The 14057-nt window shown below is 38.8% G+C and carries 11 protein-coding genes and 1 pseudogene; 3 read left to right on the top strand and 9 right to left on the bottom strand.

Annotation, left to right across the window (positions count from 1 at the left end; translation table 11 throughout):
- Window positions 1–11: 11 nt before the first annotated feature.
- On the top strand, window positions 12–1760 hold the full coding sequence (locus tag HXT51_RS02125; RefSeq protein ID WP_421776667.1) for an ABC transporter ATP-binding protein: 1749 nt from the start codon (window positions 12–14) through the stop codon (window positions 1758–1760).
- A gap of 271 nt (window positions 1761–2031) precedes the next feature.
- Here the strand turns inward: HXT51_RS02125 and HXT51_RS02120 are convergent, their stop codons facing one another.
- The 7 genes and pseudogenes from HXT51_RS02120 to HXT51_RS02090 all read right to left on the bottom strand — a co-directional run bounded on the left by HXT51_RS02120 (window position 2032) and on the right by HXT51_RS02090 (window position 9980).
- Window positions 2032–2871 (bottom strand): energy-coupling factor ABC transporter ATP-binding protein, encoded by an 840-nt coding sequence (locus HXT51_RS02120; protein ID WP_421776666.1) that lies wholly within the window; start codon window positions 2869–2871, stop codon window positions 2032–2034.
- Window positions 2871–3722 (bottom strand): energy-coupling factor ABC transporter ATP-binding protein, encoded by an 852-nt coding sequence (locus tag HXT51_RS02115; protein ID WP_421776665.1) that lies wholly within the window; start codon window positions 3720–3722, stop codon window positions 2871–2873. Before HXT51_RS02115 ends, HXT51_RS02120 begins: the two co-directional genes overlap by 1 nt.
- Window positions 3704–4303 (bottom strand): annotated as a pseudogene (locus HXT51_RS02110) (energy-coupling factor transporter transmembrane component T family protein); the annotation flags it as partial. The pseudogene HXT51_RS02110 and the gene HXT51_RS02115, both read right to left, overlap by 19 nt.
- A 76-nt stretch (window positions 4304–4379) precedes the next feature.
- Complete coding sequence (locus tag HXT51_RS02105; protein ID WP_050567752.1) at window positions 4380–6032, bottom strand: recombinase family protein; 1653 nt, start codon at window positions 6030–6032, stop codon at window positions 4380–4382.
- Window positions 6033–6103: 71 nt separating this feature from the next.
- Window positions 6104–6271 (bottom strand): hypothetical protein, encoded by a 168-nt coding sequence (locus tag HXT51_RS02100; protein WP_004121940.1) that lies wholly within the window; start codon window positions 6269–6271, stop codon window positions 6104–6106.
- A gap of 18 nt (window positions 6272–6289) precedes the next feature.
- Window positions 6290–7237: a phage major capsid protein gene (locus HXT51_RS02095; protein WP_004121942.1), complete on the bottom strand. Its 948-nt coding sequence runs from the start codon at window positions 7235–7237 to the stop codon at window positions 6290–6292.
- Between the two features lie 418 nt (window positions 7238–7655).
- Window positions 7656–9980 (bottom strand): phage/plasmid primase, P4 family, encoded by a 2325-nt coding sequence (locus tag HXT51_RS02090; protein ID WP_004121944.1) that lies wholly within the window; start codon window positions 9978–9980, stop codon window positions 7656–7658.
- A 311-nt stretch (window positions 9981–10291) separates the two neighbouring features.
- Between HXT51_RS02090 and HXT51_RS02085 the strand changes: the two genes are divergently transcribed.
- Together HXT51_RS02085 and HXT51_RS02080 are read left to right on the top strand one after the other, a co-directional pair.
- On the top strand, window positions 10292–10504 hold the full coding sequence (locus HXT51_RS02085) for a helix-turn-helix domain-containing protein (RefSeq protein WP_004121956.1): 213 nt from the start codon (window positions 10292–10294) through the stop codon (window positions 10502–10504).
- On the top strand, window positions 10504–10794 hold the full coding sequence (locus HXT51_RS02080; RefSeq protein WP_004121959.1) for a DUF5960 family protein: 291 nt from the start codon (window positions 10504–10506) through the stop codon (window positions 10792–10794). The genes HXT51_RS02085 and HXT51_RS02080 overlap by 1 nt, the downstream gene beginning before the upstream one ends.
- 117 nt (window positions 10795–10911) lie before the next feature.
- Here HXT51_RS02080 and msr(D) read toward each other — a convergent pair whose 3' ends face one another.
- Both msr(D) and mef(A) read right to left on the bottom strand, forming a co-directional pair.
- On the bottom strand, window positions 10912–12375 hold the full coding sequence (msr(D), locus tag HXT51_RS02075; RefSeq protein ID WP_368078507.1) for an ABC-F type ribosomal protection protein Msr(D): 1464 nt from the start codon (window positions 12373–12375) through the stop codon (window positions 10912–10914).
- A gap of 119 nt (window positions 12376–12494) precedes the next feature.
- On the bottom strand, window positions 12495–13712 hold the full coding sequence (gene mef(A) / locus HXT51_RS02070) for a macrolide efflux MFS transporter Mef(A) (RefSeq protein WP_000417519.1): 1218 nt from the start codon (window positions 13710–13712) through the stop codon (window positions 12495–12497).
- Between the last annotated feature and the right edge of the window lie 345 nt (window positions 13713–14057).

Raw genomic sequence — 14057 nt, 5'->3', positions numbered from 1 at the left:
AGGTAACTGGAATGAACAAAACTGACAATACGGCAAATCAGCAATCATCCAAACTACATCCCGACGTAAAAAATTACGTAAAACTATTTTTCAAAGAAAACAAGCTTGTAGCTTTTCTTTCGATGATAGTTTTTATTGCATTGTCTATGATTTTTACTGCTATTTCCTGGATTTTGCAAATTATTTTCGACTATATGGCAGGTAAAGAATCCTACTCTTTAACTACTATTTTGCTGCTTTGTGTTTCCTTTATGCTGGTAATCTCCCTGATTTTCGCGTTGAAGCGCAGTGCATACCCTCGCTTTCTTGAAAAAGCAATGAATCAGTATAAAGAGTCTGTTATCAAGAAGCTTTTAAAAAAGAGTTATAGTGATTTTTCTCTTGCGAATTCCGGCACGTATCTTTCTGTACTTACTAATGATTGCGAGCGTATTCAAGAAAAGTATTTGAAGAAGATTTTTGATTTTGTTCAAGACATTCTTATGCTTGTAAGTTCGCTAGCTCTTATGATTTACTATAGTCCGCTGCTCACTGTTATTTCTCTTATTATTTCCGTGCTTCCTATGGCGTGCTCGATTCTTACAGCTAACGAAATTGCCACTCGCGAGGAGCAGGTTTCTAAGTCGAACGAGTCTTACACGGCCCTGACGAAGGATGTTTTGAACGGCGTTTCGGTTATTAAGAGTTTTAAGGCGGAGCAAGAGGTTATTAACCGTTATCAGAATCAGTCGATGGAGCTTGAGCATACGAAGAATCTTCGCGAAAAAACGATGACTACTGTTTCTGCTCTTGGCACAATTTCAAGTCTTGGGACTCAGCTTGGCGTGATGCTTATTGGTGCTTGGATGGTTAACGCTCATATTGGTGTTATTACTGCTGGAATGGTGTTAGCTTTCACTAATTTGATGAATGGCGTGCTTCAGCCTATTGCAACTCTTCCGCAAATGCTTGGCGAGATGAAGGGCGCTAAGAAGCTTATTGGTAAGATGGCTGATTATATGAGTAACGCTAAGGAAGATTCTGGCGAGATCATTGACGATTCTATTAAAAGCGTTGTTTTGCGCGATGTTTCGTACGCTTATGATGCTGATCATAAAGTCTTGAAAAATGTAAATCTAACTTTGCAAGCTGGAAAATCTTACGCGATAGTAGGACCTTCTGGAGCTGGTAAGAGTAGTTTGATTAATCTGCTTATGGGCTATTACAAGGATTATGAAGGTAATGTGCAGCTGGATAATCACGAGCTTAGCAATGTGAGCAAGAGTTCGCTTTACGATAAGACGACTCTTATGCAGCAGTCTGTGTTTATGTTTGATGCTTCGATTTTAGATAATATTACGCTTTTTAAGCCGTTCCCGGATTCGGAAGTGGATCGCGTGATTCATTTGGCTGGTTTGGATGATTTGATTGCTGCTAAAGGTAAGGATTATCAGTGCGGTGAGAACGGTAGTCATCTTTCTGGCGGTGAAAAGCAGCGTATTGCTATTGCGCGAAGTTTGCTTAAAAAGTCCGAGATTCTGCTGGTTGATGAGGCAACGAGCGCATTGGATAACGAGACAAGCGTGAACGTAACGCAGTCTATTTTGGATTTGCAAGGAATTCTTCGACTTGTTGTAACTCATCGCTTGGATGCCAATTCGCTTAAGCAATATGATGAGATCCTTGTGATGAAAAGCGGCGAGCTTATTGAGCGCGGAAGCTTTGAGGATCTTATGAATCAGAAGGCTTACTTCTACTCGCTTTACACTGTGTCTATGTGAGGTTGTTTTAACGCTTGTGCAAAGCTCCAGTAAGTAAACAAATTCGGGGGAAGCTCGCAACGCAATACCAAATAAATCACCCTGCCTTCGTCTTTACTGACTCAGGCAGACCTCGCTTGCGTTGAAAGTCCACTGGACTTTCAACCCTAAGCAAGCTCGGCGCTCCGAGTTGCCTTTGCGCGCTAAATCGCAGCGCTTAGGCAGGTCGTCGCGCTGCGTTAGTGTCTGATTTTGCTTGTTTTAAGACACTGGTGCAGTTTGGTTTCCACTATCAGCGATTATTTCGTTTACGATAAGCATTCACAAATTCTTCAACCGATAGGAACGTATCTTCATAACCCAGTTTCTCGCACAGCTTTACAACATCTGGCTTATCGAGTTGTGCGCTAGACAGTATGTCGTCTCGCCTAAAAGCGTCGCGCGCGGTACCGTCAAAAAGAACCCGACCATTTGAAAGCACAACAACGCGATTAAATACTCGAGCTACAAAATCCATATCGTGAAGAACAGCTATCACAATCTTCCCCTGAGAAACAAGGTGTTTAATAATTGATTCAAGACAGCGCTTGCCGGAATCATCCTGAGCGATTGTAGGCTCATCCAAAATAACAACTTGCGTGTCCATTGCTAAAATTGACGCAATAGCAATCATTTTTCTTTCGCAAAGGCTTAAATCGTAAGGATTTACTTCGCTTTTATCTAAAAGTCCTACAAGTTTTAGACTTTCCTTCGCTCGAATTAATGCTTTATCTTTATCAATTCCAATTCTCAAAAGTCCAAACATTACTTCGCGTATAACAGATGATTCAAAAATCTGGTCATCTGGATTTTGAAATACGAAACCAATATCTCCAGCAAGAGAAGGAACACTACATTTTGCAATATCCTTACCATTTAAGCATACGCTTCCGGATTCCGGCGTAAGAAGTCCTCTAAGAATCTTAAGTAAAGTTGTTTTTCCAGTGCCGTTTTGACCAACAATAGCGCATGCTCCAGGAGCAAAAGATAAGTTTAAATCATTGAATATTTGCGTTTTTTGAGCATATGAAAAAGATACATTTCGTATTTCAATAGTAGGAGACGTATCGCGTATTTCAATAGTAGGAGTCATTATAAGCGATTCCCTTCGCGTGATCGTAAAATTTGTGACGCTTGCTCAAGAGTTATTGGGTACAATCCGTTATCATCTTTTGCTGAAAGCTGCTTGCAAATCTGAGTATAAACAGGAGGATTTACGCCATATTTTTTTAAATCTTCGCGAGAAAATATTTTCTGTGGAGTATCAAAATCAACAAGTTTTCCTTCGCTTAAAAGCATTACGCGATCGCTATATTGCGCGATTTTTTCCATTTTGTGCTCAACCATAATAATAGTTTTGCCTTGATTTTTTAAAGATTCTACAGCCTTAAAAACTTCTTCAGAACCTTTAGGATCAAGCTGAGAAGTAGGCTCATCTAAAACTATTATTTCTGGTTGCATAACTAAAATTCCAGCAATAGACATGCGCTGCATTTGACCGCCAGATAAATCATATGGAGAGCAATCTTTAAGATTCGAAATATTAAGCATTTCCATGATTTGCTCTACGCGACTTTGCATTTCGGATTGCTCAATACCAAGATTTTCAAGGCCAAAAGCTATCTCCTCATACACGGTAAGCTTTGAGCCGGTAATTTGATTAAAAGGATTCTGGAAAACTAAACCAACTTTTTTGCAGAGACTATCTATTGGTGTAGTTTTTGCGTTAAGGCCGTTTATCTCAACTTTTCCGCCGTACGCTCCATGATAAAGATTAGGAACAAGACCTAAAAGGGCTTGCGATAAGGTTGATTTGCCAGCTCCATTAGCGCCTATTACGCCAATAAATTCACCTTTAGATATCTCGCAAGAAATGTCGTTTAGCGCAAGAGTTTTAGTATAAGGGTATCGGTACTTTAAGTGTTCTATGCTAATAGCGGACATGCTATATATCCTAAATTATGGAGTATCGAATAGAGAATAGCCAAAATTAGTACGATGCAGCAAAGTAATAAAAATAGCTTATCGTATTTGCTAGGCTTGAATGGTTTTATGAATGTTCTTTTATTCGTGCATGAGAATCCGCGAACTTCTAAAGCTATAGTTCTTTCTTTAGAGCTTGTGAAAGACGACATGATAATCGGGGATATTAGCGGCAAAAAAGCTTTGCAACGCGTTATAATAGAGCCTTTTGTTTTCAATCCTCGGCTTCTTTGTGCGTCAACTATAGTCGAAGTTTGCTCTGTTATTTGTGGAATAATTTGAAATAGCGAAACGAAAACATAACCAATTTTAGGTGATAATCCTGCTTGTAACATTTCTTGCATCATATCGGATGGTTTAGTTGTAAGCGTTAGAACGCAAAATGCAAACGAAATATTTAATACATTGAGCACAATTTTCAATGCAAATTCAAAGCCTTCTTTGCGAGCAATCAAAGGTCCTAGTTTGAATAAAATCGTGTAGTTTCCTGATCTGAAGAAAGTTTGAACTATAAAAATAGTGACAATAATAAAACCAGTGACTTAGGGGCATTCACTTAGGGATTTAATTCCTAAAAAATTATCGGCGTAATCGGTATTACTACCGGCTACGCCGATTTTACTTATGGAGTGGAATATCAACTGCACCTATGTAATTCCACTGTATCCATATGGTTTGTTTCTTGGTTCTTGTACCTGCTACCTTTTCAGATTTTTCAACATAAATCTTATCTACAAAGGTTCGAATGATCTCTGCATTAAGTTCTTGTATATCTGTGTATTGTCGTACTAATTTCAAGAAAGAATCCACGTTGAGACATTCCTCTTGCGCTTTAGAAATAAAGGCTTCAAGGGATTCAATCTTGCTTTTCAGTTCAGCTTGTTCCTTGTCGTAGGACTCAGACATGCTCTTAAATCGTTCATCAGAAATTTTACCGTCTAAGTTGTCTTCATAGAGATGCTGAACAATTGTGTCAAGTTTGCTAATTCTTGCTTTTGCTTGCTCGAGTTCCCTATTAGAGGACTTTAACTTTTGGGTTAGTTCTTTCTCGCTTTTCTTCATCACAAGTCCCACGAACTCTTCTTCGTGCTGTTTGGCAAATGAAGTAATCATTCGTAGCTCGTGAAGCAGTATTGCTTCGATCTGAATATTTCTAATTTGATGTGATGAGCATTTGCCTTTTTGCTTACGATATGTAGCACAGACAAAGTATTCTTTATCATGGCTCCAACCTTTTCCTCGAACCTGATAAAGCTTGTTACCACAATCCGCACAAAATAGCATTCCCGATAACACCGGCATCTCTCCAAGATTGGTACGCACTCGTCTACCATCTCTTATACGTTGAACAATATCAAAAGTTTCCTGGTCAATAATTGCTTCGTGTGTGTTTTTGAAAATTAGCCAGTCTTCTTTGGGATTCAATAATGTTTTCTTGCACTTGTACGATTTCTTTCTTGTTTTGAAATTGACCGTATGCCCAAGATATTCTTGCTTTTCAAGCATATTAGAGATAGTTTTTTGATTCCAGACTCCCTTAATCTCCGATTTCGCGGAAGGAATTTTAATACCAAGAGAGAAAAAATGCTCAGAAGGTGTTGGAATATTCCTTTTGATTAGCTCATTGGCAATCTGGCTAGGCCCATACCCATTAACGCAGAGTCTAAAGATTTCACGCACTACACTGGCAGCTTCTTCATCTACAATCCAATGATTTTTATCTTCAGGATCCTTAAGATATCCGTAAGGAGGATTGATGCAGAGCGGCTTCCCACTTTGTCCTTTTGCTTTAAACACAGCTTTTATTTTTCTGCTTGTGTCTTTAGCATAAAACTCATTGAAGATGTTGATGAAAGGTGTCATGTCGTTGTCTGACTGATTATTGCTATCTACGCCGTTATTTATTGCAATAAAGCGAATATCAGCGTTAGGGAATACCATCTCTGTATACATACCAACTTGCAGATAATCTCTACCCAAGCGTGACATGTCCTTGACGATAATGGTTCCAATCTTTCCTTCGTCAATGAGAGCAGTTAATTTAAGCCAATCAGGTCGCTGGAAATTAGTACCCGAGTAGCCATCGTCTACAAAGAACATAAGATTGTTGAAATGATTATCCTCGGCATACTTTTTCAGCATGCTCTTTTGATTGATAATGGAATTGCTGTCACCTTGTAATTCATCGTCTTTGGATAAACGGCAGTAAAGTGCCGTTATCTTGCCTACATTATCTAGAGTATAAGAAGGCTGTCTATTTAGTTTATTCATCTGTTTTTCCTCCTTTCCGACAGCCTTCAAGCGGTCAGTATATATTCCCGTATAACTCAGAATTTATCAAGTTATTTAGCTTCTATTACATGGTTTAAATTGCTTAAAATAAGGTGTTTGATTAGGTCTTTGACACCTTTCTGAGCACTCTTGCTTTCAAGAGAGTTAACCGTAAATTCAGTATTTCCGATTCTTAACACTTCGGTTTTTACCGGTGTATCCTTAATTTGTTCATCCATGCATTTTGACCTCCTTGTTTAAGAAAGTTGCAATACTTTAATTGCTTCAGGATGTACCAGTTTCCCATCCAAATACTCAAAAGAGAGGTAACCTATCTGGTCTATAAGAGAAAATATTTCGTTTAGAACCTTGATGGTTGGGTTATGGCGTTCGATAATCCAATAGTTGGAAAAATCACCAAAGGCGATAACTTTTGCTCCCTTTTGCGAAGAAGGCATGGCATTGTCAATGACCACAGGTCTGCCCATTAAGTTGCCATCAAAATCAGGTAGGATGTATGCTCCGGTAGTGTCCTTTAAGGTTTGAAGATAAAGAGCAGTTTCATCATTCATAAGCCACGTGGCATTTTCTCGATACTTACTATCTAGCGAGAAGAATAAATGTTTGATGGTATCTGCGGAAATCTCTTTTGCTTGCACAGCAACCTCAGCACCTGATGTATCTGATAAAATTCCTGTCGGCTTAGTTATCCCATCGCCATTTATAAAAGCTTCCGACTCACTCAATGTAAATTGCTTTGTCAGTTCGCTTGTGATGAACTCTTCGATATCAAAGTCAAGATCAGCTGTAAAATCCGTACCCAAACGAATAAGGTTAACTAGGGTATAATCCGTTACATCAATACGCTTAAAGCCATCTTTAATAGGCATATGCGTAATGATATTCGCATCATAATCTTTCATCCATTTAGTGAACGGTGTACCTTCATAGATGAACAATTTGCTTGATTGCGAGTGTGCTTTTACCACTGTACACAGTTTTCTAAGATTACTTTTGTTTGCAAGTTTTGCTTCGAGTTTTGCTAGAGAAGAAGTCGGCAAATCATAGGCACCTGTATGAATGTGGCGCAGTTTTCCTGCAATATTGTTCGCATTACCATTTGCGTCGCGCAGTACGTTCCAAAACGTGTTGTGGTAGTCCTGACTTGCTAGTTTCATTTCTTTTTCAATATCTCTGTTAATCATAATTGTTAGTTCCTTTCATTACTGTTTTCTGCAATTACTGCAGTAATTTGCTTGATTTTGCCCATTTACCCTTTTGAATTCGCTGTTTTTGCACGCAAGACCCTGCGCCCGTTCCCGAAGGGGTACTCTTTAGAGATTTGACCCCCCCTAGGGGGTTAGGTTCAGAAAGTAGTATGCGAATAAATTTCTAACAGCACAGTACCTAGGCAGGTTTTCTTTCTTCAATGTTGTCAAAAAGCTGAAATCATTTCAGTATTTTGATTTGTGCATGATAGTATTTCTTCTTCATGTTCAACACAGGTTTGCGATACGAATTACGCAATCATAGGCACCACCTCCTTAAACGTGGCATGATGTGGCAGTTAAATTTCGTTATTGCCTTATAGGGTTATATGGGGATATAGGTTATTAACTGCCACTAGTTGCCACTTAAAAAATCGCTAAACTCACTTTTAAGCCTGTAGCCTTTAAGAAGCGTGGTTTTTTCTCCGCCTGTCTTGGGACGCTTTCTTACAACCTCGGCAAATTTTCTTAATTCCTGATTGAAGTTTCTGCTGTTCTCAGAAAAACAGCCGTTATCAATGCACCACTTCTTGTAGTGGTCGTATACAACTGCCGTTCGAATCTCAGAGCTCTGGTCTTTAACGAGTACATCTTCAGCAAACTGTGCCATCTTGTCACTGTCGTGGGCATAACTAAAAATGGCATCAAGAACGCTATTAGGCGGCTTAAAGCCTTCATCTCGGAGGTGGGTAAAGCCTTCAAGAAGCCAGTTTAAAATGGCACTTTGCACCTCTTTTTTAGAAAACTCCGCCTTTAAGGTTTTATCCTGTTCCCACGCTTCAAAATGCCTGTTAAAGGGAATAATCTGCATGCGGTCGCTACTAAACACTGTCATATCGCTGATGACGGGCAGATAATTGGTGTTCACGTACAGTTTGAACTGTGGTTTAAAGTCAAAACTGTTCTCATGCAGGAATCGAGCGTTTAAGGTATCACTTCCCGTCATGTATTTAACTTGGGCTGAATTAAGGAATAGTCCTCGGCTCGGCTCAGATATATTGGCAAAGCGAACACCGGCAAGGCGTGCTACATCCTCGGTCGGCTGTGAGCTATTAGGGTTCTTCTTTAGAGCAATGGTTTCCGCGCGTACCGCTTTTCCGTAATCGCCCATCACAGACAGAACGCTTTCCATGAGTGTGCCTTTACCGTTTCTTGTGCTTTCTCCAAAAAGAAAGAACATGCACTCATAGCGTGTATCACCGCTTAACGCATAGCCTAATGACTTTTGAAGATACAAGGCTTTCTCACAATCTCCGCTCATAATTTCATCGACAAACTGGCGAAAACGTTCACTTCTTGCCTTCGGGTCATAAAACACAGGTGATACTTTGGTAATAAGATCTGTTGCTAAGTGCTTGCGAAATACACCGTGCTGAAGGTCTAAAGTTCCGTTTTGGCAGTTAAATAGATAAATGTTCTTATCGAACGCTTCCATCGAAATGGGGTAAACGCTTTGAGCTTCCTTGATATAAATCTCACGGTTACGACGGCTGCTCCATTTGTTCCAATACTCAACAAGCATGGAACGGGTTCTCTCGTCTTTAATGACACCAGCATAACGTATAAGAGAAAGAGCTAAATCCTTGCATAGTTCCATCGTTTTAAGCGTTCCAATATCGCAAGTCCAACGTACACCATCGAAGATGAACCACATTTTGCGCTCCGGTACATAGTGCAGAATGTTTTGGAAAATATCAGCAAACAATCTGCCATTACCTAAATCACCGTTGCGATATCGTATATTTTCATCAGGCTTTAGTTCCTGTAATTTAGATAAGAGATCATCAAAGTCTTCCTCAGCACTTGCATTATGGAAAGGCTCATAGAAGGTATGACATTTAGAAACAGCTTTCTGAATGGTTGTGTTGCCATAAGTATCCGCGCCACGGTGTTCATCCCACTTAGGACGGAATAAAGCAGACTTACGAAAAAGTCGGTCTATTTGCTCCTTGTTACCGCCACAGTAAAAGGCAAGAATAGACACAAGCGCGGCATCTGCTTCGCTATGAGAAGGGTAAGCCGAAATGTCACCATGCCAAAGTGCTGTAAATTTAGCTCCATTTATGGCGTTGCCAGCTTTTTCAATAACAGATGTATCGCTTAAATATGACCTTGTACACGCGTTATTTTCTTTTTCATGAGTGTTTATGTTTCGCTTCATGTACGTGTCTAAAAGCCACATGATGGCTTCATCGTCTTCTAAAAGCTCGCCTTCCTGATACACGTCGCCCGTAACTGTTAGATAGCGATTCGTAGCTAGAGCGCTGTAAACCTCAATATCCCCATGCTTGATGTAATAAGACTTTTTATCGTATGCGCCGTTAAACAGAAGCAAGATATGAAAGCCATGCTTACTTGGGCTGTATTCGATATAAGCGTGCTTGAAATGGGCAATAATCTCTTTTGCCCAGTCTTTAATGATGCCATTATCGATGCAGTGGTCTAAATCGATGCCTAAGAGGTTATCAACAAGCTTTATACCAATTCCGTCGTATTGGTCTTTTACTTTCATGGCATCATCAAGCGAGGTGAAATCGCTTAAGTTGTCTGTAGCTGCTTTCTTTCCCGTTATGGGGTTATAAGGCGGCTTAGTGAGCCTACCGTTTTCTTGCTGCTCGTACTTCCATGAACAAAAGATATTCTTGTTCTTTAGTGCTTTTGGCAGTTTCTCTAGATCCATATTTGATCCTCCTTTTCTAGAAGGCTTATCCCTTCTACATCACAGGCAAAAGAAAAAGCCGACTTTTTAACCTGTCTTAAAAAGTTTTTTTGGTCTTCTACTTGGTAGCCATGAAAGAGGGTGTAATCTGACGGTTTTAGAAAAAATTTTTGACAATAAAAATCTCCTAAGCATTCATTAGGCATTTGCCTTGAATGAATAGCAAAGGAGACTTTTTTAATCTGCTATATTCCGGAGTGGCTAGCTCTTTATATCGTTGATATACTCACAGAATCGTGATAATATTTAACTATTAAAATAAGGAGGGAATTATGGCTGTTAGTTATAAAAAACTATTACATCGCATGATTGAAGAAGATATTTCCAATCAGGACTTAATGAGAATGAGCAATATTTCCGCCAACATTATTACGAAACTACGCACTGGGCAATATATATCACTGGAAAAAGTGGAAGGTATCTGCACAGCTTTACACTGCACGCCCAACGATATTTTGGAATTTATAGCGGAGGATGAAAAGTAATGGCTAATAATCAAAAACTGGAACTTACGTGGCTTGGTAAGGATAAAGAAATCAAAATAGAGCCTAGGATTCTAGTTGAGGATAAAGAAAAATCAAACTGCAAAAATGATCCTAATACAGAAAACATGCTCATACATGGAGATAACCTACTCGCACTAAAAGCGTTAGAAAACAAATATGCAGGTAACCGCGATCACTTCTTCATATTTGAAGTAAGTACCGTAGATGAGAATCCGCTAATCTATCATTATACATATAAGAAAACTACAATATATTTAGCAGAAAAATAGGAGCAGTTCAATTGACTGTTCCTATTTTTAATATTCATAAAATCTAAAGTCTTTATACTCTTTAACAATGGAGTCGCCAACCAGAACAGACTATACTGACCAGCGACTACCTTAAATTTAATGTTTCAGATTTATTTTCTTATCTCTAATTTCATAAACTACATCTGCTACATTTTCGAGTAATCGTTTATCGTGGGTGATAAACACGATAGTTCCGGTGTACTCCTTCATTAGTATTTCCAAAGCCTCTAAACTTGGTATGTCAAGGAAGTTACTGGGTTCATCCATTATTAGGATGTTATATCTACCCATGAGCATTTTAGCAAGCAACAATTTTATAATTTCTCCACCGCTTAAAACAGATAAACTTTTTCCAATATCGTTCTGTTTGAACCCCATAGATGCTAGCACTGAACGAATTTCTGATATATTGTAGTCACAATCCTTCTGCATAAACTCCATAACATTCTGATTACTGTTGTACTTGTAACCATTCTGTGCAAAGTAACCTATTTTTGTCTTAGGCGAAATAGAAATTCCTTCTTCATGGTTTAAGATCATTTGGATTAAAGTTGTTTTTCCGATTCCATTACCACCAGTTAACGCCACTTTTGCTCCTAACGGAATTTGAAAAGATGCATTTTCAAACAGAGCCTTATCCCCAAATACTTTATTAATTTCTGCACCGACTATAGGGTATGGATTATGGAGCTCCAATGCTTTACTTTGCCTGAAACGAATTCTGCGAATGCCTTCCGGAGCTTCTACTTTTCCTAAGGCCGCAATCCTGTGCTCTAGGGTTTTAGCAGCATTATACATCTTTTTTTCCTTACTTCCTATTGATTTTTGATGAGCTAAACGCCCTCCGTCTTCAGTACTTTTTTTCTTTGAAGAACCTTTTGCCTTCTGTTCTATTTTACGAGCCTGTTTTCGCTTTTCCTCCGCAGCCCTTTCCAATCGGGCACGTTCCGCAATAAATTGTTCGTATTCTGCAGCTTGGCTCTTACGTTCTTCCTCTTTCTGACGAAGATAATCAGAATAGTTTCCCCAATACTCAGTGATTTTGCCATCTTTCAGTTCCCATATTTTATCTACTATTTCATCAAGAAAATAGCGGTCATGGCTAATAACTAACAGTGCACCTGTAAAATATTTTAGCTGTCCTATTAGAAAATCAATTCCTTCACGGTCTAAATGGCTCGTAGGTTCATCCGCTAAAATACCATGAACCTGTGCCGATAAGGCCTGTGCTATTTTAAGCCTTGTTTCTTCACCACCGCTCATAGTCTGTATATTTAATTGCTCAACACCTAGCTTGCCTACAAGTGCAAAATCTTTTTCCTCCTGCAGAGTTACTTCGTCCAACTGGGGAATATAGGCAAGTTCACCCAGACGATTCATTTTACATCCTGGGGGAGTTAATTCTCCTAAAAGTACCCTGAGTAAAGTGCTTTTTCCAGCACCATTTGCTCCTACTAAACCAATACGGTCATAATCATATACTTCTAATTCATTTATATCTAAAACATCGCGTCCTTTGAATTCCACACGAATGTCTTTTGCTTTTAATATTAATTCCATAACATTTCCTCCTGTCTATAATCGCATGCTTTCATTTGCTTGTATGCAGGGAAAACCCTGCGATTTTAGCAGGAAGAGTTACATGAAAATAAGATACATAAATATTCCTCCAATATTGTTTATTTTAAATCTAATTTTCTAACCTCAGTTATCATTTGGCAAACTATAGCAATGCCAATAATTAAAATACCTGATAGTAAAAACCAATGATTTACACCGATTTTATCAGCAAAGAATCCAGAAAGAATTAACCCAATTGGCATAGCAAGTGACATGATACTTCCGATCAAAGAAAATACACGTCCTAAATATTCAGGCTTAATTTTCTCCTGAAAAAGAGCTGTTTGCACACCGCTATAAAATGGCACCGAAAGCCCCATTATTGCACAGCAAACTACGAATATTACAAATCCATTTGGAGGAAGTATTCCCGAAACGGCTAAACTGGTCCCCATTATAAAAAATGAACTTGTTATTAGTAATACATGCTTTTCGAAGCCCCCTAATCTTCCTAATAATAAGCCTCCTGCTAGCATCCCAAATGCAAAGGAAATTTCCGTAATAGAAATATGCACAGGCGTTCCATTAAAGTGTTCCATGCTTATTAAAGGAAATAGTGCATTGATTGGCATATAAACAAAAGTATATAGTGTTCCTAAGAGTAATAAGGCAAACAATCCTTTGTTTTGTCTCAGAACCACAACTCCTTCTTTCATCTCCCTTATGAAATTTGGTTCTAAACTTTGCACTTGATTACCCAGCTTAGGTATACGTACAATTGCTACCGTAATAGATGCAATCACAGCACCCAATACGTCGATGGCAATAATAGCATTTAAATCCCAAACGGAGTATAAGAGTGCTGCAACTGCCGGACTAACAATATAGCTTATAGACTGCAAAGACTGACTATAGCCTGCGCATTTCGTTAGCTGTTCTTCTGGTACTAAAAGTGGTGTAACCGCATTGAGTGCTGGGGTATGAAAAGCTGTTCCAATGCTACGGATAAACAATACTATCATAATCATCCAGACAGGTAGCTCCATACAGAATGCAACAATAGCAAGCACTGCACCAGCTGCTGCGATAATTAAATCGGCACCAATCATTATCTTCTTCCTATCATGACGATCCACTAGCACACCAATGGCAGGTCCCAAAATCGCATAGGGTAAAAAACCTACTAATGAAGCCATAGACAAGACCATCGCAGATCCTGTTTTTTCTGTAAGGTAAAAAATAATCGCCATTTGCAGGATGGCACTAGTGATTAATGATACTGCTTGCCCTGCCCATATTGCATAAAATTTTCGTTTCCAATTGTTGTATTTTTCCATTTATATTATCTCCTGCATATTATTTTGCTTGAATTTCTATTTTGAATAGCATTCTAGGCAATAAAAAATGCAGGCCAAACCCCACAATGTGGCTTTTGGTCTGCATACATACAATTTGGAAACATTCATATTAAAGACATAGTTAAATAAAGGTATAGTTAAATAACCAATATCCTCACCGTAACTAATGAATGCTCAATATCGTATAAATAAGCACAACAAAAAAGCCTATCATCGGGTATAGATTCTGCTTTTTTTATTGCCAGCTTATCTTAAACGCATTGAGGCTGTCATAGTTTCGGTTCCTCCTACATCTTTGTTTATATCAATTTATAGTATAACACA

Origin of the sequence: Gardnerella sp. KA00255 (genome assembly GCF_049244095.1) — a bacterium.
GTDB classification, from domain to species: Bacteria; Actinomycetota; Actinomycetes; order Actinomycetales; family Bifidobacteriaceae; genus Bifidobacterium; species Bifidobacterium vaginale_F.
This window is presented reverse-complemented; position numbering and strand designations above follow the sequence as displayed.

What these genes read in the sequence shown, in the direction of transcription:
- HXT51_RS02125 (WP_421776667.1), top strand. Translation starts at nt 12, where the DNA reads ATGAACAAAACTGACAATACGGCAAATCAGCAATCATCCAAACTACAT.
- HXT51_RS02120 (WP_421776666.1), bottom strand. Translation starts at nt 2,871, where the DNA reads ATGACTCCTACTATTGAAATACGCGATACGTCTCCTACTATTGAAATA.
- HXT51_RS02115 (WP_421776665.1), bottom strand. Translation starts at nt 3,722, where the DNA reads ATGTCCGCTATTAGCATAGAACACTTAAAGTACCGATACCCTTATACT.
- HXT51_RS02105 (WP_050567752.1), bottom strand. Translation starts at nt 6,032, where the DNA reads ATGAATAAACTAAATAGACAGCCTTCTTATACTCTAGATAATGTAGGC.
- HXT51_RS02100 (WP_004121940.1), bottom strand. Translation starts at nt 6,271, where the DNA reads ATGGATGAACAAATTAAGGATACACCGGTAAAAACCGAAGTGTTAAGA.
- HXT51_RS02095 (WP_004121942.1), bottom strand. Translation starts at nt 7,237, where the DNA reads ATGATTAACAGAGATATTGAAAAAGAAATGAAACTAGCAAGTCAGGAC.
- HXT51_RS02090 (WP_004121944.1), bottom strand. Translation starts at nt 9,980, where the DNA reads ATGGATCTAGAGAAACTGCCAAAAGCACTAAAGAACAAGAATATCTTT.
- HXT51_RS02085 (WP_004121956.1), top strand. Translation starts at nt 10,292, where the DNA reads ATGGCTGTTAGTTATAAAAAACTATTACATCGCATGATTGAAGAAGAT.
- HXT51_RS02080 (WP_004121959.1), top strand. Translation starts at nt 10,504, where the DNA reads ATGGCTAATAATCAAAAACTGGAACTTACGTGGCTTGGTAAGGATAAA.